Genomic DNA, 20565 nt, shown 5'->3' with positions numbered 1-20565 from the left:
ATAATTGCCAAACCAATGTGTTGTGCGAAGAAAAAAAGGGAGGGGAAAAAGCCACCTCCCTTTACACACAAATCAACCTCAAAAACCCTAATCGCAACCTAAGTCTTGTTTGGACAGTTCATCATTGGCGGGAAAACAAAAGCCCGAAAGCACTTCCTCGGGCACATACCGTTGCAGATTGGGGTCGCGCAGGGCACTTGCCAGAAAAGCCGTCAGATCTGCCATTTCATCATCTGTTAAATTTAGGTTCCCAAATTCCTCTGCCAACTGCGAATTAGGCACCCTATCGTTTTGTTTTCTCCCATTGTTCTTATAGGTCACCACCTCAAGGATACTGGTAAAGGTCCCGCCATGGCCATAAAAAGGATTGTCGGCCAAATTGTATAGGTTGGGTACCTTAAACTTAAAGTTGTCCTCCTCCCTTTCCGTAAAGGCGCCCCTTCCCCTGGTTACGTCCTTTCTAAAACCCCGCCGGTCCAGGATGATGGCTCCATCGCCTATCAGATCGCCCATACCGAAGGCGTGGAATTCGTTGGATTTCAAGGACGGCCCGGTATGACAATTTACGCATTGGCCCTTGCCCATAAACACCAGGGCCCCACGTTTTTCCTGTTCGCTCATGGCGTCAAAATTCCCTTTCAACCATTCTTGCCAAGGTGCCTGATTGGCCAGGACGGTCCTATTAAAAGCCGCTATGGCAAGTGCGCCCGTGAGGCGGGAATACCGTTCGCCCACCGGAACATCCGGAAAGGCGGCATCAAACATTTCCGTATACCCGAATGCCTCGGCAAATTCCTGATCAATTTTTAGCCGATGCACATCCTGTCCGGCCATTCCCTGTACTTCCAGACCTTCAAAGCCCAATAGGTTATCGGGCAAATCGGTGGCGTTGGTCCCCACGTTTATAAACGGTTCATTAATTCCCGTACCGCCCAGGGCTCCGTTCCACAACATCACTTCCTGATAGGCCACATTGATCAGCGTAGGAACCTTTATGGGCAGGATATCCACGGAATCCAAGGGTACATTGGGGTCAACACTTCTTCCCTCACCCGCCAGACCGAAACCGATACCGCCCTCGCTGATGCCCTGTCTGGCACCTGCATAAAATCCCGAAGCCACAGGATGGCAGGTAGCACAGGCATAGGTGAATTTGGTCGACGCCGTCTTAGGTGCCCCACCAGTAGCTGTTTCATGCACCAAAAGTTTGCCCAGGGCTACTTTTTCGGCGGTAAGCGGATTCATCGGATCCTGGGGGATGCTGGCCAAATCGGTTTCCGAGGGCAAAATAAAGAAAGAGGTGCCCAGGCCGTCCGAAGCAACATCCAAAGCTGTGAGCAATTCCTCATCCAAATCAGTGGGGTCGGTAACTACTTCATCCGGATTGGCATCCACATCCACAAACTCCTCATCGGGCCCGCATGAATACAGGGCCATAAAAACGAAGACAACAAAATACCTTTTCATATAAATACGTGTTAACGGGGTTACTAAATTTTGAAAGGTAATTTTCTGCCATCTTTTGTTTTTTGCTGTATTCTTTTAGATGTGTTCTCCTGAAAAAACTTGTGTTCTTTGGAAATAAAAAAACATTATCCCCAACGAAGCCCTTACGCCACTTGCTTCATTGCCATTTTAGTTTTCAGATTTTAAAGTCTTTATATCGGCGATCAACTGTGCAATCGCAGTTTTATTAAGGCCATTGTAAATGCCCCTTATGTGCCTTTCCGTATCTATAAGTACAAAATTCTCGGTATGCAAAAAATCGTTTACATCCTTAGGAACACCTAAATCCTCCTCGACAAAATAGGCATCCCGTCCCAAATCGTAAATCTGCTTTCGTTCCCCGGTCACCAGATGCCATTTGTTGGGGTCTACCCCTTTGTTTGCCCCATAGCTTTTTAAAACGGGTACCGAATCCCTTTCCGGGGTTACTGAATGGGATAGTAATAAAACCCCATCATCGGCTATAAATTCCTTCTGTAAAAGGGACATGTTGGCCGTCATTTTAGGGCATATGCCCGGACAGGAGGTAAAAAAGAAATCGGCCACATATATTTTATTCCCAAAGGTCTCTTGGGTAATGGTGTCGCCCAATTGGTTCACGAATTCAAAATCGGGAATACGGTGAAAGGACCTGATAGTGTCGCTGTCCTTTTCCAACCAATGGGGGCTAAAGGATGCATCCCTATAATACGGTAGATGGGCTGTCCTACTCAATTTTTCGGTTTCCTTGGTGTCTTTACAGGCAGCTAGGGACCATAAGGCGATGAACACCAAGAAACAGCCATTACCGTTGCACCACTTCATCTTCCAATGCATAACATAAATTTGAACGTTTAAGGCCAAAAAAACGACCGTCCCTGGCCTCATAGTTGGCGTAAAGCTTTCCATTCCTCAGCCAAGCCTGTTGCATCCCCTCTTCCCTACCAAGATTCAATCGGGTTTGTCGGGCCAATTGTCCGTTGGGGTACCATTTTCTCTGGACTCCGTGGGCCACTCCATCCACATAATTGGATTCCATGCTTAACACCCCATTGGGCCACCAACTTCGTACCCTTCCGTTTAACCGATTTGCATGGTAGGTTGCCCACCTGCGAAGGGTGCCATCGGCAAACCATTTCTGGGTCCTTCCCTGTTTTTTCCCCTGATAGTATCCCACGCGCTCTGCAATAGCCCCATTGGGATGGTATACCATAGTATAACCGGTAAAGGCCTTATCCCTATAGAACCATTTGCCCAACTTGGGTCGTAGGGTCAATTCGTTTTTGGCCACTTCCACAGGAGCTATTACTAGCTCCTCCGATCCCCGCCCATTGCCCAAAAGGCTAAAAATTAGCACCGGAATGAGCAATAGCTTAGTTAATACTACTTGGCGTACCCTGATAATCGCCCGGAAAAATGATATAGTATGCATTGAGATATAATTCGTTTTCTATGTGATAATGATACTCCGCCTCCGTAGTATGCTGCGTGGCTGCGGTATGGCCACCAGAGGCGTCAAGATCTGTTGGGTAATCCCCAGTGGAGTTGCACTTTCTGCCGTAGATAAAAAATCCGTCGGCCAGAATACCGATCAGGTTCTCATCGTCTTCCGAAAAGGCCGTGGGTTCCAAATGATAGTGATATTCGGCCGGACCAATATGCCCTCCTGTATAATCCAAACTGACGATGGCATCATCCAGTGCCCCATTTGCCTCCTGATCATTAAAAATAGCGGCACCGCTGACGGATATCCCAATCGCACCCATGTTGGTGGACGTGGATGTATTTGCCAAGTTGGGACTGCTCGAAACCCGCAGGGTGTTAGAACCATCGTAGTTGGGAATAAGGCTGGGCGTTAGGCCAGTTGCCACTGTGGGCTCCACATAAAGCGCATTCCCCTCACCCCAATAAGGTGTCGTATGATTGGGGAGTCCGTTGGTCTCAATGACCACATTGGAGCCATCTAGATAAATATCCGTATTATCGGTGTCAAAGTCCTCAAAAGCAGCGTGTAGCTCTGTGACCACAATATCATCGTCATCTTCGGCTTCCCCATCGGACGTGCTATCACTACTACAGGAGATAAAGGCAAGTATCAGTACCGTGATAACAAAACAAACCGGTAAGATTACCTTGAGCTTCATCAATTCGTTTTTTGTTTTCGCAATCATCATTCAATATTTAAGTTATTGTTTTCCTTTGGGGCCCTTTTTTGGGCGTTTTGATCTGGGCGCGTCCTCCAATTCCTCTTTGGAAAGGTATCCGTCTTCATTGGTGTCGATCTTGGCAAAATGTTTTTTTAAGGGACCCTTGCATTCCTCCTCTGAAATTTGCCCATCCTCGTTCACATCCATTTTGGCAAACAGCTCTTCCACCGTTGGAGGTTTGTTTTTTCCCTTCCTCTCATCCGGGGATTGCCCACAAGCGGTATAACACCCCATTAAGGATGAAAGACCCAGTATCAATACAAATTTGGAACTCCTAATCTTCATGTTTTAAAACTTTTAAATGTTATATGAATCTTTAGAGACCTTTTCCAAAAAAAACTTGCGTTTTATAAAAAAAAAGCCTTTCACAAAAGTGAAAGGCCATGCTTATTGCCAAGGGGGCTGGTTTGTGCTATCTTGGTGGGGGACCGTGGCCGTTTTTCCCAGGACCATGAAGCGCATCCTTGAGAATTCTTCGAAACTGGCGCTTTTGTTTTTCATCACAAAGTTCGTAGATGGCCCTAAAGTGACGGGCCACCTGTTGGTCCTCCTCTTTTGCCAAGGTGCCTATAATCGAGGTCAGGGAATCTATTGCCCTTTCCGCATACCTTTCTTTGGAAATACTGTTGAACAAGGCATCCTTAGTAGTTCGCGTCCTTTCCCTAAGTGGCCTCATGGCACTTTCAAATTCATCTTGAAGCGAATCGTACTGTTGCATCTGCGATGGACTAAACCTCAGTTCCTTTACAATAAACAAATGAGGGGGTGCCGGACGTCCGGGAGCTTTGCTAAAAAACAGGTAGAGCAGGGTGCCGTTCATCAGCACCAGGAAAATTAGCAAAATGAATAGAAGTAAATTTTTTTTCATACCTATTTAGTTCACATTAAAAAAAGAATCATTATCCGAGTTGGAAATACCGTAGGCCTGGGCAAAATTCGCCACACTCTGATCGTAATTATCCGAAGCGTACCAAAGCAGGACAAAGGCATTGACCATAATAATACAAATAAGGGCAGCAACCTGATATTTGGGGGTAAACCACGGTATCAGAGGTCTTTCCTCTTCTCCTTTCCCAGTTCTCATTCGGTTCAGGACCCCTTCCTTAAAAAAAGGCGGCGCTTTTACCTGAGCTATTCGGGAAGCAGCTTCCAGGGTCTCTTCCACTTGCTTTTCTACATTTTCTTGATCCATCATAAATTAGTTTGTTCTTATGTTTTAAGATGTCTTTAACAACAAAAACATGCGCTAAAATCCCTCTTTTTTATAATAGGCCTCCAACAATTGCCTTAAACTTTTCTTGGCCCTGAACATAAGTGATTCAACGGATGAAATGCTCTTCCCGGTCACCTCGGCGACCTCTTTGTAACTTCTGCCTTCGATATTGTGCAGGGTAAAAACCACCCGCTGACTGTCCGGTAGGCTATGAATGGCCCTAAACAGTATTTCATTTTTTTCCTTGTTCTCCAAGAGTATGCCCGGATGGTCAAATTCCGTGAAATAGGAACGTCTGTCTATTGGTATATCATTACCCAGAATGGACTGCATAAAGCCAAAACGTTTTTTTGCCTTTTTCTTTCTAATGAACTCCAGGCTCTTGTTCACCGATATGCGATAGATCCAGGTAGAAAGTTTGGCATCACCCTTAAATTTGGAAACTGAATTGAACACCTCTATAAACACTTCCTGGGCAATATCTTCCGCATCGGCAGCATTGGGCACAAAAGAGATACAGGTATTAAACACCTTTTGCTGATATGCCTCCAGCAATTGAAGGTAGGCCCGCTGATCTCCCTGCCTCAGGGCAACAATAAAGAGCTCTTCTTCCAATGGTTAGCTTTACGGCCAAATTACATAATTTAAACGATTTCAAAATGGTACCTTTGCGGCCAGAATTTATTTCGATATGCGATTACATAGAAATCTAGTGTTTGCGGTCATCAATGCCCTAGAGCTCATTTTCAATGAGGGCAAGTATGCCGACAAGATGGTGGAAAAAGTTTTGAGGTTCGATAAACGTTGGGGTTCCCGGGATAGGGCCTTCATTGCCGAAACCACCTATGACATTGTTCGTTGGAAGCGATTGTATATGGAGATTGCAGAGGTAAAACCGCCTTTTAGTCGACCCAATCTGTTTCGTATGTTCGCCGTTTGGGCTGTTTTGCGCGGTATCACACTTCCAGATTGGAAGCAGCTAGAGCCCACCCCTTCCAGAAAAATAAAAGGAAAATTTGACGAACTCTCCAAAATCAGGAAGTACAGGGAGTCCATTCCCGATTGGTTGGATGTTTTGGGAGAAAAAGCACTGGGAAACGAACTTTGGACAAAGGAAATCCACGCCTTAAACCAGCCGGCGGAGGTAATCCTCCGAACCAACACCCTTAAGACGACCAAGGCGGAGCTCGTAAAGCTTTTACGCGAGGACGCTATTGAGACCGATTCCATTAAAGGATATCCCGATGCACTCAAGTTAAGGGAACGGACCAATGTGTTTGTAACGGAAGCATTCAAAAAGGGTTTTTTCGAAGTACAGGATGCCTCATCGCAACTAGTATCCCGATTGTTGGATGTAAAACCCGGTCAACGGGTCGTGGATGCCTGTGCCGGAGCGGGAGGAAAATCCTTGCACCTGGCAGCGCTCATGGAAAACAAAGGACAAGTGATCGCACTGGATATCTATGCCAATAAACTGAAAGAGCTAAAAAGACGCGCCAAGCGGAACGGTGCTCATAATGTGGAGACACGGGCCATAGATTCCACCAAGGTCATAAAAAAACTGCATGGAAGTGCTGATCGGGTACTGATCGATGCCCCTTGTACCGGTCTGGGCGTACTACGCAGAAATCCGGATGCCAAATGGAAACTACAACCCGAGTTTTTGGATAAAATTACCGAGACCCAACAGCAAATCCTCCAAAGCTATAGCAAAATGGTTAAAGATGGCGGGAAATTGGTATATGCCACTTGTTCCATTTTACCGCAGGAGAATCACGAGCAGGTGAAACAATTTCTGTCCTCGGAGAGCGGTGCCGATTTCAAACTGGCAGAGGAAAAGCACATTTTCGTTTCCCGGCAAGGTTTTGATGGCTTTTATATGGCCCTTTTGGAACGGAAGGCATAGGCAAGTAATCAACAATACCGTGCAAAAACTGTTAGAAACTGCCCCTTCTTTTCGGGTACATAGTTTGGGATAATAGTGTAAATTTGTGTTTTCTTAAACTTAACACGTACCGATCCAATGATTCACTTCTTCGGGGATGTAACCACCAAGGTCTTTGCAGTTCAGACCGAAGCCGAACTGTCACAGGAAGATTTTTTAAAACTTACGTGGTTGTTCGGCAACCAACCTAAAATAAACACGGCGTCTCTGGACGCCTTTTTTGTTGGTCCCAGGGCCGCCATGATCACCCCATGGAGTACCAACGCCACGGAGATTACCCAAAATATGGGTCTTGTGGGCATTATGCGTATCGAGGAATATACTGCGGTAACAGCCGATTTTATGGACTTCGATTCCATGCTCTTGCAAAAATACAAGGGGCTCTCCCAAAACATTTTCAATATCGATGTTGAACCCGAACCTATTTTGGAGGTCGACGACATTGCTGTCTATAATAAACAAGAGGGGCTGGCCTTAAGTCCGGAAGAGGTTAGCTACTTGGAAGAAGTAGCACGGAAAATGAATCGAAAACTGACGGATTCTGAGGTTTTTGGATTTAGTCAGGTCAACTCCGAACATTGTAGGCATAAAATATTCAACGGTACCTTCGTTATTGACGGAAAGGAAATGCCCGCTTCGCTGTTTAAAATGATCAAAAGGACCTCGAAGGAACATCCAAACACCATTGTATCGGCTTACAAGGACAATGTGGCTTTTGTTAAAGGCCCCAAGGCCGTACAATTTGCGCCCAAGCGTGCGGACATCCCCGATTATTACAAGGAGACCGAATTTGATTCGGTCATCTCACTGAAAGCTGAAACCCATAACTTCCCCACAACGGTAGAGCCTTTTAACGGCGCGGCTACCGGGTCTGGGGGAGAGATAAGGGATCGACTCGCAGGCGGAAAGGGATCCCTTCCCCTTGCCGGCACGGCAGTTTATATGACCTCCTATTCGCGCCTCGAAGAAAACCGCCCTTGGGAAAAAGGCATGGAAGAAAGGGAGTGGTTGTACCAAACTCCGATGGACATTCTCATAAAAGCTTCCAACGGCGCATCCGATTTCGGGAATAAATTCGGGCAACCCCTGATCGCAGGTTCCGTGCTCACCTTTGAGCACCAACAAGAACTCAGGCGCCTGGGCTTCGATAAAGTGATCATGCTCGCCGGCGGCATAGGTTATGGGCGAGCGGAGCAGGCGCTTAAGGAGACACCAAAAAAGGGTGATAAAATTATGATATTGGGGGGCGACAACTACCGCATTGGCATGGGTGGTGCCGCGGTGTCCAGTGCAGATACCGGTGCCTTCGGGTCGGTGATAGAACTCAATGCGGTGCAACGCTCCAATCCTGAAATGCAAAAAAGAGCCGCGAACGCTATACGGGGCCTTGTGGAAAGTGAGGAAAACCCCATAGTCTCCATCCACGACCATGGAGCGGGAGGACACCTCAACTGTCTTTCCGAACTGGTGGAGGATACCGGGGGCAAAATAGATCTGGACAAACTTCCCGTGGGCGACCCCACACTTTCGGCCAAGGAGATTATCGGTAATGAATCCCAAGAACGTATGGGCTTGGTCATCGGCGAAGCGCATAAAAATCTGTTACAGCGGGTAGCCATACGGGAGCGATCGCCCATCTACGAGGTGGGCCAGGTAACCGGTGACCACCGCTTTACCTTTCAATCCACTAGCACGGGTAAAAAGCCTATGGACGTGGAACTTTCCGATATCTTCGGCAGCTCTCCCAAGACCATCATGGAAGACCGCTCCGTAACAACTACCTATGACGCTCCCTCCTATGCCCTGGAACATTTCCACGATTACCTGGACCAGGTATTACAGCTCGAAGCCGTGGCCTGCAAGGACTGGCTTACCAACAAGGTAGATCGCTGTGTTGGGGGAAGGGTGGCCAAGCAGCAATGTGCAGGGCCGTTGCAGCTACCCCTGAACAACTGCGGGGTCATGGCAATGGATTTTAAAGGCAAGGAGGGCATAGCAACCTCCATAGGACATTCGCCCATTTCTGGATTGATAGACCCCATGGCCGGGAGCCGAAATAGTATTGTTGAGGCGCTGACCAATATTGTTTGGGCTCCATTAAAAGATGGACTGCAGTCCGTTTCCCTTTCGGCGAATTGGATGTGGCCCTGCAAGAACGAAGGGGAAGATGCACGTTTGTACAAGGCCGTGGAGGCCGTCTCCGACTTTGCTATAGCCCTGGGCATCAACGTACCTACGGGAAAAGATTCCCTATCCATGAAACAACGCTATCCGGATGGGGAGGTCATAGCACCTGGAACCGTAATCATCTCTGCGGGAGCCCACTGCAGTGATATCACCCAAGTGGTAGAACCTGTTTTGAAAAGGCAGGGGGGCGACATCTACTACATTGGCCTATTGAAAGACACTTACAAGCTTGGCGGATCTTCCTTCGCCCAAGTCTTAAACGCTATCGGAAACGAGGCTCCCGATGTTGCCGATGCCCCTTATGTGAAAAGGGTCTTCGATACCATGCAACAACTGATCAAATCGGGTCAGGTCCTGGCAGGTCATGACGTAGCCTCTGGTGGCTTGATAACCACACTGCTGGAGCTGTGTTTTGCGGACACCGATTTAGGTGCGACCTTGGATCTTTCCGACCTCCGTGAACCCGATACCATAAAACTCCTATTTGCCGAAAATGCCGGTATCGTTTTTCAGGCCAAGGATGCCAGCATGGAAAAAGTGCTGGAGGCGGCCAATATCCATTTTGTAAAAATTGGAAAGGTACTTCCCCAGGGAGAACTGCTGCTTAAAAATCATGGTATGGAAATGGGACTGAACATTGCGTCGCTCCGGGACACCTGGTATAGAACTTCATATCTTCTGGATACCAAGCAAACTGCAAATAACCTGGCACAGGACCGATTTGAGAACTACAAAAAACAGCCCCTGGGCTATAGTTTCCCAAAGCAATTCGCTGGCAAATTGCCCCAAAGGGCAACAACAGGCACCAGACCCAAGGCGGCCATTCTCAGGGAAAAAGGAAGCAATTCGGAACGGGAAATGGCCAATGCCATGTATTTGGCCGGATTCGATGTGAAAGACGTGCATATGACCGATTTGATCTCAGGGAGGGAAACCCTGGAGGATATCCAATTTATTGGGGCTGTGGGCGGCTTTTCCAATTCGGACGTATTGGGAAGTGCCAAAGGATGGGCAGGTGCCTTCAAATACAATGAAAAGGCCAACAGCGCGCTACGGAAATTCTTTGCACGGCCCGATACCCTCTCCGTAGGAATTTGTAATGGTTGCCAGCTTTTCCTGGAGTTGGACCTTATCAATCCCGATCATGCGCAACTGCCCAAAATGACCTATAACGATTCCCAAAAACACGAAAGCAGTTTTACCTCGGTCAAAATTCAGGAGAACCATTCGGTAATGCTGTCCTCCTTGGCCGGACATACCCTTGGAGTATGGATTTCCCATGGGGAGGGCAAGTTTAGCTTGCCACTTTCAGAGGACCACTATGCCATTGTGGCGAAATATGGTTACGAGGGCTATCCTGCCAACCCGAATGGCAGTGATTATAACACGGCTATGCTTTGTGACCCCACAGGAAGACATTTGGTCACCATGCCGCATATAGAACGTTCTACCTTCCCTTGGAATTGGGCCCATTACCCTGTAGAACGAAAGGATGAAGTCTCTCCGTGGTTGGAAGCTTTTGTCAACGCAAAAAAATGGGTGGAGAAAAATAAAATGTAGCATCGTATGATCATCAGAAAAGCAACCGAAATAGATATCCCTGCCCTAGTGGAGATGATGGCTAACGATCCCCTGGGCCGTTTGCGAGAGGATTACCGGGATCCATTGCCACAAACCTACTATGAAGCTTTTTATCGTATCGATGCGGACCCCAATCAGGAGTTGGTGGTTATGGAAAATGAGGGCCAACAAATTATCGGAACGCTACAATTAAGCCTTATCCCCTACCTCACCTATCAGGGCGGTATTCGGGCCCAGATCGAAGCCGTTCGGGTACATGAGGACCACAGGGGTAAAGGCATTGGGCAAAAATTGTTCGAGTGGGCCATTGCGAGGGCAAAGGAACGCAGGGCACATGTGGTGCAATTGACTACGGACAAGAAAAGGCCCGAAGCCCTCAAATTCTACGAAAAACTGGGTTTTAAAGCCTCGCATGAAGGGATGAAACTACACTTATCCTGAAAATTCGATATTCGGTGTTGATGACCAATAAGGGTTAACCGCCGACCTCCTTCCATCCATTGTTAATTGATAATTGTTAATTGATAATTGATTATACCGTTCCCTTTTCTTATTTTGCGATTACCTATCAGAAACTTAGTATGCAAAACATAACCCGACTCTTTGATTTTCCGTATTACCAATTGGAGAAATTCAATCTTGAAAAAGCGCTGATTACAAAGTATGATGGTGAATGGGTGGCCACCTCCACACAGGAATACATAGATAAGGCAAATACCATTAGTAGGGCCCTACTACGGATGGGCGTGAGGCCCAACGATAAGATTGCATTGATTTCCATGACCAACAGAACCGAATGGAACATCATGGATATCGGTATTTTGCAATTAGGGGCCCAGAACGTACCTATTTACCCGACCATTTCACAAGAGGATTACGAATATGTACTCAACCATTCTGGAGCCACCTATTGTTTTGTTTCCTGTGCAGAGGTGCACGCAAAAGTAGAGGCCATTAAAGCCAATGTACCCCTCTTAAAGGAAGTATACTCTTTTGATACCTTGAGCGATTGCAAAAATTGGAGCAAGGTTTTGGAATTGGGAGCGGACACTTCCAATCAGGCAGAAGTAGAACAGCTTAAGGATGCCGTACAACCGGAGGATTTGGCTACCCTAATATATACATCCGGCACCACAGGCAGGCCAAAGGGGGTTATGCTCTCGCATAGCAATGTGGTGAGCAATGCTTTGGCGAGTTCCAAGCGACTTCCCATAGTCGGTGGAGAAACCAAAGCCTTAAGTTTCCTACCGGTCTGTCATATCTACGAACGCATGATGATGTACCTCTATCAATACGCCGGGGTAAGCATCTATTTCGCGGAGTCTATGGAGAAGATCAGTGATAATCTAAAAGAGACGGCGCCCCACGTGATGACCGCCGTGCCCCGTTTGTTGGAAAAGGTATACGATAAGATCATCGCCAAGGGAGCGGAGCTCGGTGGCATAAAAAAGAAATTGTTCTTTTGGGCCGTTGAAGTGGGCCTGCAATATGAACCTTATGGACAGAACGGCTGGTGGTACGAACGAAAACTGGCCCTGGCCCGAAAGCTTATTTTCAGTAAATGGAAACAAGGACTGGGCAACAATCTTTCCTTAATATCCTCAGGGAGTGCGGCCTTGCAACCCCGACTGGCACGTATATTCAACGCAGCAGAAATGGGTGTCATGGAAGGTTATGGACTCACCGAAACCTCGCCGGTGCTCTCTGTCAACGATATGCGCGATGGCGGGTTTAAAATTGGGACCGTAGGGAAACTCATCGAAAACACGGAAGTTAAAATTGCCGAAGATGGCGAAATCTGCGTGAAAGGTCCCCAGGTCATGATGGGCTATTACAAAGACCCGGAAAAAACGGCCGAAGTGCTCAAGAACGGTTACTTCCATACGGGCGATATCGGAGAAATGGATGCTGACGGTTTTTTAAAAATTACGGACCGCAAAAAGGAAATGTTCAAGACCTCCGGAGGCAAATATGTGGCCCCGCAACTCCTGGAAAACAGGTTTAAACAATCGCGTTTCATAGAGCAGATCATGGTGGTGGGCGAAGGGGAAAAAATGCCAGCGGCCTTGATCCAGCCCAATTTTGAGTTTCTCTATGAATGGGCAGAACGGCATCAGGTCACCTTGGGCGAAAATTCGGATATCGTCATCAACGAAAGGGTCCTGGAACGCTATCAGGAAGAAGTGGATGTCGCCAATGAGAATTTTGCCAAGTGGGAAAAGGTAAAACAGTTTAGGCTTACGCCCGATGTGTGGAGCATAGACGATGGACACCTTACCCCAACAATGAAATTAAGACGTAAAATCGTTAAGGAAAAATACATCGACCTCTACAACAACATCTATGGTCATTGACCTCTAAAAGTCCTTTTTTTACCCTACTGAACAAGGCCCACTTTTCAAAGGGTGTTTTCTGTTAAAATCTTGTGGAAACTTTTACCAAATTTATTATGCATGCATAATAAATTTTTTATATATTTGGTGTCTTATAAACCAGCCATGAAGGATTTAACGATAGATTATGCGCTTAGAGCTACTTGGCAGGCCGTGGCAAGAATGTACAATGAAGAGGCGAAAACCTTTGACTTAACCATGGCCATCGGCTTTACCTTGCTGAGTATCGACCCAAAAACAGGTACGCCCTCTACCGCCCTAGGACCTAAAATGGGTATGGAAGCCACTAGCCTCTCAAGAATATTGAAGAGCATTGAAGAAAGAGGCTATATTGAACGTAAACCCAATCCGAATGACGGAAGAGGGGTGCTGATCCATCTCACAAAATTGGGCCTTGAGAAAAGGGCCATATCCAAAGAGGTAGTGCTTCGTTTCAACAACGTGGTCAAACAACATTTGACCCAAGAGCAGTTGGATCAATTTTTTGAGGTTGTGGAGACTATTAACAAATTAATCGTGGAAAAGAAGATATATACAAAGGACAAAGCTAATTAATACGGGGTATTTGATGAAGAGACATATAAAAAAGGTAGCGGTAATAGGCTCAGGGATCATGGGAAGCGGTATCGCTTGCCATTTTGCCAACATCGGGGTAGAAGTGCTGCTACTCGATATTGTTCCAAGGGAACTCAACGATAAGGAAAAAGCGATGGGGCTCACCTTAGAGGACAAGGCGGTGCGAAATCGCTTGGTAAACAATTCGCTGGCAACTGCTTTAAAATCCAAACCCTCCCCTATTTATCATCAGAAGTTTGCGCAACGGATCACTACAGGCAACCTGGAGGATGATATTGCCAAAGTGGCCAAGGTGGATTGGATTATTGAGGTAGTCGTAGAACGCCTGGATATCAAAAAGATGGTTCTTGAAAATCTGGAAAAACACAGAAAGCCCGGAACCCTGATTACCTCTAATACTTCAGGTATTCCCATAAAATTTATGAGCGAGGGACGAAGTGATGATTTCCAGGAACACTTTTGTGGAACCCACTTCTTCAATCCGGCCCGATATTTAAAACTTTTTGAGATAATTCCCGGTCCCAAAACTTCCTCGGAAGTATTGGATTTCCTCAACGGATACGGGGAACAATTTTTGGGCAAAACCTCCGTGGTCGCCAAGGATACCCCGGCCTTTATAGGAAACCGTATCGGTATCTTTAGTATTCAGAGCCTCTTTCATGCGGTAAAGGACATGGGGCTTACCATTGAGGAAGTGGACAAATTGACCGGACCGGTTATCGGAAGGCCTAAGTCGGCTACCTTTAGAACGGTAGATGTGGTTGGTTTGGACACCCTAGTACACGTGGCCAATGGCATTGCCGAAAATTGCCCGAAGGATGAACGCCACGAGCTCTTTCAGCTCCCGGATTTCATCAAGACCATGGTAGAAAACAAATGGCTGGGCAGCAAAACGGGCCAGGGCTTCTATAAAAAGACAAAAAAGGCGGATGGCGCTAGTGAGATTTTATCGCTAGACTTGGACTCCCTGGAATACCGCTCCAAAAAACGAGCACAATTTGCCACCCTGGAGCAGACCAAGACCATCGATAAGGTCGTGGATCGCTTTAAGGTATTGGTGCAAGGCAAGGACAAAGCGGGCGAGTTTTACAGGAAGAGCTTCGCGGCCCTTTTTTCATACGTATCCCACCGTATTCCGGAAATCACGGATGAGCTTTATAAGATAGATGATGCCATGAAGGCCGGTTTTGGTTGGGAACACGGGCCCTTTCAAATTTGGGATGCCATCGGGGTGCAGGAAGGACTTGCGCTGATACAGGCAGAAGGCCTGGAAACGGCCAGCTGGATCAAGGATATGGATGCGGCCGGTATCGGCTCTTTTTATTCGGTGACCGATGGAGCGACCCATTATTACGATATTCCAAAGAAAGCCATGGAAAAGGTACCCGGACAGGATGCTTTTATCATCCTGGATAACATCAGGCAATCAAAAGAGGTCTTTAAAAATAGCGGGGTGGTGCTCGAGGATTTGGGTGATGGTATTCTGAACGTGGAATTCCAGTCCAAAATGAACACCATTGGAGGTGACGTGTTGGCCGGATTGAACAAGGCTTTCGATATTGCCGAAAAGGATTTTCAGGGGTTGGTCGTTGGCAATCAAGCGGCTAATTTTTCCGTCGGTGCCAATATCGGAATGATATTTATGTTGGCCGTGGAGCAGGAATACGATGAGCTCAATATGGCCATTAAGATGTTCCAGGATACCGTAATGCGTATGCGTTACTCGGCCATTCCCACTGTGGCGGCCCCCCATGGCATGACCTTGGGCGGAGGTTGCGAAATATCGCTGCATGCTGATAAGGTTGTGGCGGCAGCGGAGACCTATATAGGGTTGGTAGAGTTTGGTGTAGGTGTCATTCCCGGTGGTGGTGGATCCAAGGAATTTGCACTACGGGCTGCCGATACCTTTAAAAAGAACGATGTGGAACTCAATGTACTGCAGGAGTATTTCCTTACGATAGGTATGGCGAAAGTGTCTACTTCGGCCTATGAAGCCTATGATCTGGGCATCCTGCAAAAAGGAAAGGACATTGTGGTGGTCAACAAGGACAGGCAGATTGCCACCGCAAAGGCCCACGCCAAATTGATGGCCGAAGCCGGTTATACGCAACCCCCAAGGCGCAGGGACGTAAAAGTCCTGGGGAAACAAGCTTTGGGCATGTTCCTGGTGGGTACCGATGCCATGGAAGCCAGCCACTACATTAGTGAACACGACAAAAAGATTGCCAACAAATTGGCCTATGTTATGGCCGGGGGAGATCTCTCCGAGCCTACCAGGGTCAGTGAACAGTATTTATTGGATTTGGAACGCGAGGCCTTTTTGTCGCTCTGTACCGAACGAAAGACCCTGGAACGAATCCAGCACATGCTCAAAACGGGAAAACCGTTGCGCAACTAATTTGGATTCAAACCCATTTAGGAAATCAGATTTATTAGGAGGCACAAAAAAATAGAAGATTTAAAAAATGAAGACAGCATATATAGTAAAAGCCTATAGAACCGCGGTGGGCAAAGCGCCAAGGGGAGTGTTCCGCTTTAAAAGAACGGATGAACTGGCTGCTGAGACCATAGAACATATGATGAAACAACTGCCGCAGTTGGATAAAAAACGCATAGACGACGTCATCGTGGGCAATGCCATGCCCGAAGGGTCCCAAGGACTCAATATGGCCCGACTCATTTCCCTAATGGGATTGGACATCGTGGATGTCCCTGGTGTAACCGTAAATCGGTTCTGTTCCTCGGGCATTGAAACCATCGGTATTGCCACGGCCAAAATCCAGGCCGGAATGGCCGATTGTATTATTGCTGGAGGGGCCGAAAGCATGAGCGCCGTTCCCATGACCGGATACAAGACCGAGCTCAACTATGACCTGGTCAATGCCGGCCATGAGGATTATTATTGGGGCATGGGGAATACCGCTGAGGCGGTGGCCCAGGAATTTAAGGTATCTAGGGAAGATCAGGATGAATTTGCATACAACTCCCATATGAAAGCCCTAAAAGCACAGGCCGAAGATCGCTTTCAGGATCAGATCGTGCCCATTGAAGTGGAGCAGACCTACGTAAACGCAGCCGGTAAAAGAGACACCAAGACCTATACGGTAACCAAGGACGAAGGGCCACGTAAGGGCACCAACAAAGAAGCCCTGGCCAAACTACGGCCGGTTTTCGCGGCCGGTGGAAGCGTAACCGCGGGGAACTCCTCCCAAATGAGCGATGGTGCCGCCTTTGTTATGGTGATGAGCGAGGAAATGGTCAAGGAACTGAACCTGGAACCCATTGCCCGTCTGGTGAACTATGCGGCGGCAGGAGTAGAACCCCGTATTATGGGTATTGGTCCGGTAAAGGCCGTGCCTAAAGCACTAAAACAGGCTGGCCTAAAGCAGGACGATATTGAGTTGATCGAATTGAACGAGGCTTTTGCCTCCCAATCCTTGGCGGTCATCCGCGAATTGGGGCTTAACAATGACATCATCAACGTAAACGGGGGTGCCATTTCCTTGGGACATCCCCTGGGTTGTACGGGTGCCAAACTATCGGTTCAACTGTTCGATGAGATGCGCAAGCGTGACATGCAAGGAAAATATGGTATGGTCACCATGTGCGTGGGTACGGGACAGGGTGCCGCCGGTATCTATGAATTTTTAAATTAACAGAATGAAAATAATTGCGGGGAGGAATAAGACGTTCTTGACCCTGCTATCCCAAATACAATATATTAAATACTAGAACCATGAGTACGCAAACTATAGAAAAGGACCTTTTAAGAGGTGGACAGTTTCTGGTAAAGGAGACCAAATGCGAAGACGTATTTACCCTTGAGGATTTGTCCGAAGAGCAAAAAATGATGCGCGACAGCACCAAGGAATTTGTGGATCGCGAATTGTGGAGCCACTGGGAACGCTTTGAAAGCAAGGACTACGCTTATACCGAAGAGACCATGCGGCACGCAGGCGAACTGGGACTTTTGGGCATTGCCGTGCCAGAAGCCTACGGCGGTCTGGGCATGGGCTTTGTATCCACGATGTTGGTATGCGATTATATTTCGGGGGCCACAGGTTCCTTTAGTACGGCTTTCGGAGCGCATACCGGAATAGGTACCATGCCTATAATTCTCTATGGAAATGAAGAGCAAAAGAAAAAGTACGTTCCTAAATTGGCCACAGGCGAATGGTTCGGTGCGTATTGCCTAACCGAACCCGGAGCCGGATCGGACGCCAACTCAGGCAAGACCAAGGCCGTACTTTCGGAAGATGGAAAATTCTACGCCATCACCGGTCAGAAGATGTGGATTTCCAATGCGGGCTTTTGCAATATGTTCATTGTGTTCGCGCGTATAGAGGATGACAAGAACATTACGGGTTTTATCGTGGAAAACGACCCGGAAAATGGAATCACCATGGGCGATGAAGAAAAAAAATTAGGAATCCATTCTTCCTCCACCCGGCAGGTATTCTTCAACGAGACCAAGGTGCCCGTGGAGAACATGCTATCGGAGCGTGGAAATGGATTCAAAATCGCCATGAACGCCCTCAACGTGGGGCGGATCAAATTGGCAGCTGCCTGTTTGGAGGCACAGCGCCGCGTGATTACGGAAGCGGTTAAATATGCCAATGAACGCCTACAGTTTAAAACGCCCATTATCAATTTTGGCGCCATTAAATCCAAAGTGGCCACCATGGCCACCAATGCCTATGCGGGCGAATCGGCCTGCTATAGGGCTGCAAAAAACATTGAGGACAGAATTACCCTCCGGGTGGCCCAAGGTAACCCACACCAGGAGGCCGAGCTGAAAGGTGTAGAAGAATACGCCATTGAGTGCTCGATCCTTAAGGTGGCGGTTTCAGAGGACTGCCAGAGTACCACCGATGAGGGCATACAGATTTTCGGAGGCATGGGCTTTAGTGCAGACACCCCCATGGAATCCGCGTGGCGCGATTCCCGTATTGCCCGTATCTATGAGGGTACCAATGAGATCAATAGAATGTTGGCCGTAGGCATGTTGGTCAAAAAGGCGATGAAAGGACATGTAGATCTTTTAGGACCGGCCACTCAGGTGGGCGAGGAACTGATGGGCATTCCTTCTTTTGATGTGCCCGACTTTTCAGAACTGTTCTCCGAGGAAAAAGATTTGCTGGCACGTTTAAAGAAGGTCTTTTTAATGGTAGCAGGAAGTGCCGTCCAAAAATTCGGACCGGAATTGGAAAAGCACCAACAACTGTTGATGGCCGCCTCCGATATACTTATCGAAGTGTACATGGCCGAATCAACCTTGTTGCGAACCGAGAAAAATGCAAAACGTTTTGGCGAAGAGGCACAAGAGGCCCAAATTGCCATGTCTAAATTATACCTGTACAACGCCGTGGATATCATTATCCAAAAAGGAAAGGAAGCTATTGTTTCCTTTGCCGAAGGCGACGAACAACGTATGATGCTCATGGGGCTAAAGCGTTTTACAAAATATACCAATCAACCCAATGTTGTAGCCTTGCGCACTTTAATTGCGGACAAAGTAGCAGCAGATCAGGGTTATACCTTTGACTAATTCAAATTGAACTTTTGTTTTGAGACAGAAGCTAAACCGCTCCATTATCGGAGCGGTTTTTTATTGTAGCATTCCCAAACAACGCCCCATTACCAGAAAGCATAACCCAGAGAAAGTGCGATGCGGGAGACTTCATCCCTGTTGATTACGCTCAAACCCGGAACGATAATGTTTTGGTTGGTTATAAAGTTGAAACGCAAATAAACTCGCCGGTTATAACTATAGCCCAATCCAAACGAAGCCCCCGAGTCATTATCCTGGGCGGTAGAAACCTCCGAGGTTTCCGTGGGACGATCAATGAGAAGGAATGTCCGCCTGTTATTGAGAACCGAATTGGGATACAAGTTGGTAACAAATCCAGCCTCAAGGAAAACATTGCTTTTTTCAGTAATATCGAAGTAATATCTTGCCCCGAGCATGAGTTCGAGAATCGAAAAATCCCCTGTTAAAATCTGCTCGGTCGATGGGTTGTAAATGAAATCATCCGGTTGCACCAAATAGTCGCTGGTAAATGAGCCGTATTGTGCCGATAGAATCACCGAAGCTTTTTTATAACCGAAATACGGGAAAAACGCTTCCACCTCACCTCCAAATTTGGCACCCGAAGCATTCTCGAATTCATAAACCTCGCCGGGTCGACTGGTTAAGCCCACTTCATAACCGTATTGCTGTACGCCTCCCCAAACCTTAAGTGTTATAGGGAAATTTGCCTTTTGCTTTGCCGTTCTTTCATAGACAACAAAGCTATTGTCCCCTAGGCAGGTGTTGATTTCCTCGAAATATTTAATCAAGGATTTTCTGGAATATTTCACTTTTTGGATATCCAATCTATTATCACAGGGAAAATCCTTAAGTAGTTGTCTCTTAAATATGTTGTTTTCTCGCACCTTCAGATCATCCCCAACATACTTTTTGTAAAGGAGCACTTCAATTGGCCCGTCTTCCTTGCTAAACAGATAAACAATATCAATATCTCCCACATACCAGTAAAATGACGCCTTGCCTTCTATGATGTTTTGGACGAAAACGGTTTTCCTGACCAATTCGGGTTCGGGGTTTTTTTCTTTCTTCTTTAATGTGGACTGGGTAATGGGAAAACCTGCACTTACTCGTTTGTAAGCCCCTTGGCCAGCAATTTTGAACTCCTTGCAGTCGCCTACACTAAAAGACCGTATGTCTGTGCTTCCGTTTAAACGGTAGGATACAATTTCAGGGGAGAAAAGCCATCTTTCATTTTGGATAAGACATTCAATTTTGTTGTCGTCATTGTCAATAAAATAGCCAGGCTCAAATGTAATTTGGGCAATTAGGCCATGAAATGTTAACAAGCAAATAAATAGTGCAAAACAGTTTTTCATTTTATAAGTTTGGTTCAAGTTTTAATTTTTGTCAAAAATGGTGCTTTAATTTCGATTCCGCTAATTTTTGTC

The 20565-nt window shown here is 47.0% G+C and carries 17 protein-coding genes; 8 read left to right on the top strand and 9 right to left on the bottom strand.

Features of this window, described 5'->3' with window-relative positions:
* Nucleotides 1-87: 87 nt before the first annotated feature.
* The 8 genes from ACRD67_RS14710 to ACRD67_RS14675 all read right to left on the bottom strand — a co-directional run bounded on the left by ACRD67_RS14710 (nt 88) and on the right by ACRD67_RS14675 (nt 5520).
* On the bottom strand, nt 88-1467 hold the full coding sequence (locus ACRD67_RS14710; RefSeq protein ID WP_430967969.1) for a cytochrome-c peroxidase: 1380 nt from the start codon (nt 1465-1467) through the stop codon (nt 88-90).
* Between the two features lie 168 nt (nt 1468-1635).
* Nucleotides 1636-2322 carry an SCO family protein gene (locus ACRD67_RS14705; protein WP_430967968.1) on the bottom strand — a complete coding sequence of 229 codons (687 nt, stop codon included), beginning with the start codon at nt 2320-2322 and terminating at the stop codon, nt 1636-1638.
* Complete coding sequence (locus ACRD67_RS14700; protein WP_430967967.1) at nt 2291-2854, bottom strand: toxin-antitoxin system YwqK family antitoxin; 564 nt, start codon at nt 2852-2854, stop codon at nt 2291-2293. The genes ACRD67_RS14705 and ACRD67_RS14700 overlap by 32 nt, the downstream gene beginning before the upstream one ends.
* 4 nt (nt 2855-2858) lie before the next feature.
* Nucleotides 2859-3629 (bottom strand): YHYH protein, encoded by a 771-nt coding sequence (locus ACRD67_RS14695; RefSeq protein WP_430967966.1) that lies wholly within the window; start codon nt 3627-3629, stop codon nt 2859-2861.
* Between the two features lie 42 nt (nt 3630-3671).
* On the bottom strand, nt 3672-3977 hold the full coding sequence (locus ACRD67_RS14690; protein WP_430967965.1) for an EF-hand domain-containing protein: 306 nt from the start codon (nt 3975-3977) through the stop codon (nt 3672-3674).
* A 127-nt stretch (nt 3978-4104) separates the two neighbouring features.
* Nucleotides 4105-4560, bottom strand: coding sequence for a Spy/CpxP family protein refolding chaperone (locus ACRD67_RS14685; protein WP_430967964.1), 456 nt, complete (start codon nt 4558-4560; stop codon nt 4105-4107).
* Nucleotides 4561-4566: 6 nt separating this feature from the next.
* Nucleotides 4567-4887: a hypothetical protein gene (locus tag ACRD67_RS14680; RefSeq protein ID WP_430967963.1), complete on the bottom strand. Its 321-nt coding sequence runs from the start codon at nt 4885-4887 to the stop codon at nt 4567-4569.
* Nucleotides 4888-4938: 51 nt separating this feature from the next.
* Nucleotides 4939-5520: an RNA polymerase sigma factor gene (locus ACRD67_RS14675; protein WP_430967962.1), complete on the bottom strand. Its 582-nt coding sequence runs from the start codon at nt 5518-5520 to the stop codon at nt 4939-4941.
* A 76-nt stretch (nt 5521-5596) separates the two neighbouring features.
* Here ACRD67_RS14675 and ACRD67_RS14670 point away from each other — a divergent pair, with 76 nt between their 5' ends.
* The 8 genes from ACRD67_RS14670 (at nt 5597) to ACRD67_RS14635 (ending at nt 19135) form a co-directional block, all read left to right on the top strand.
* Nucleotides 5597-6811 carry an RsmB/NOP family class I SAM-dependent RNA methyltransferase gene (locus ACRD67_RS14670; protein ID WP_430967961.1) on the top strand — a complete coding sequence of 405 codons (1215 nt, stop codon included), beginning with the start codon at nt 5597-5599 and terminating at the stop codon, nt 6809-6811.
* Nucleotides 6812-6928: 117 nt separating this feature from the next.
* A complete protein-coding gene (purL, locus tag ACRD67_RS14665; protein WP_430967960.1) occupies nt 6929-10597 on the top strand; it encodes a phosphoribosylformylglycinamidine synthase in 3669 nt (1222 codons plus the stop codon).
* A gap of 6 nt (nt 10598-10603) precedes the next feature.
* Nucleotides 10604-11059, top strand: a complete 456-nt coding sequence (locus tag ACRD67_RS14660; protein ID WP_430967959.1) for a GNAT family N-acetyltransferase — start codon at nt 10604-10606, stop codon at nt 11057-11059.
* 140 nt (nt 11060-11199) lie between these two features.
* Nucleotides 11200-12972 carry an AMP-dependent synthetase/ligase gene (locus ACRD67_RS14655; RefSeq protein ID WP_430967958.1) on the top strand — a complete coding sequence of 591 codons (1773 nt, stop codon included), beginning with the start codon at nt 11200-11202 and terminating at the stop codon, nt 12970-12972.
* A 144-nt stretch (nt 12973-13116) separates the two neighbouring features.
* Nucleotides 13117-13566, top strand: coding sequence for a MarR family winged helix-turn-helix transcriptional regulator (locus ACRD67_RS14650; RefSeq protein ID WP_430967957.1), 450 nt, complete (start codon nt 13117-13119; stop codon nt 13564-13566).
* Nucleotides 13567-13579: 13 nt separating this feature from the next.
* Nucleotides 13580-15985 carry a 3-hydroxyacyl-CoA dehydrogenase/enoyl-CoA hydratase family protein gene (locus ACRD67_RS14645; protein WP_430967956.1) on the top strand — a complete coding sequence of 802 codons (2406 nt, stop codon included), beginning with the start codon at nt 13580-13582 and terminating at the stop codon, nt 15983-15985.
* Nucleotides 15986-16052: 67 nt separating this feature from the next.
* Complete coding sequence (locus ACRD67_RS14640; RefSeq protein ID WP_430967955.1) at nt 16053-17243, top strand: acetyl-CoA C-acyltransferase; 1191 nt, start codon at nt 16053-16055, stop codon at nt 17241-17243.
* Between the two features lie 80 nt (nt 17244-17323).
* Nucleotides 17324-19135: an acyl-CoA dehydrogenase FadE gene (locus ACRD67_RS14635; RefSeq protein ID WP_430967954.1), complete on the top strand. Its 1812-nt coding sequence runs from the start codon at nt 17324-17326 to the stop codon at nt 19133-19135.
* Between the two features lie 89 nt (nt 19136-19224).
* Here the strand turns inward: ACRD67_RS14635 and ACRD67_RS14630 are convergent, their stop codons facing one another.
* Nucleotides 19225-20493 carry a hypothetical protein gene (locus tag ACRD67_RS14630; RefSeq protein WP_430967953.1) on the bottom strand — a complete coding sequence of 423 codons (1269 nt, stop codon included), beginning with the start codon at nt 20491-20493 and terminating at the stop codon, nt 19225-19227.
* Nucleotides 20494-20565: the final 72 nt, after the last annotated feature.

It is taken from the genome of Eudoraea algarum (genome assembly GCF_050589645.1).
Lineage (GTDB): Bacteria > Bacteroidota > Bacteroidia > Flavobacteriales > Flavobacteriaceae > JBNGOQ01.
This window is presented reverse-complemented; position numbering and strand designations above follow the sequence as displayed.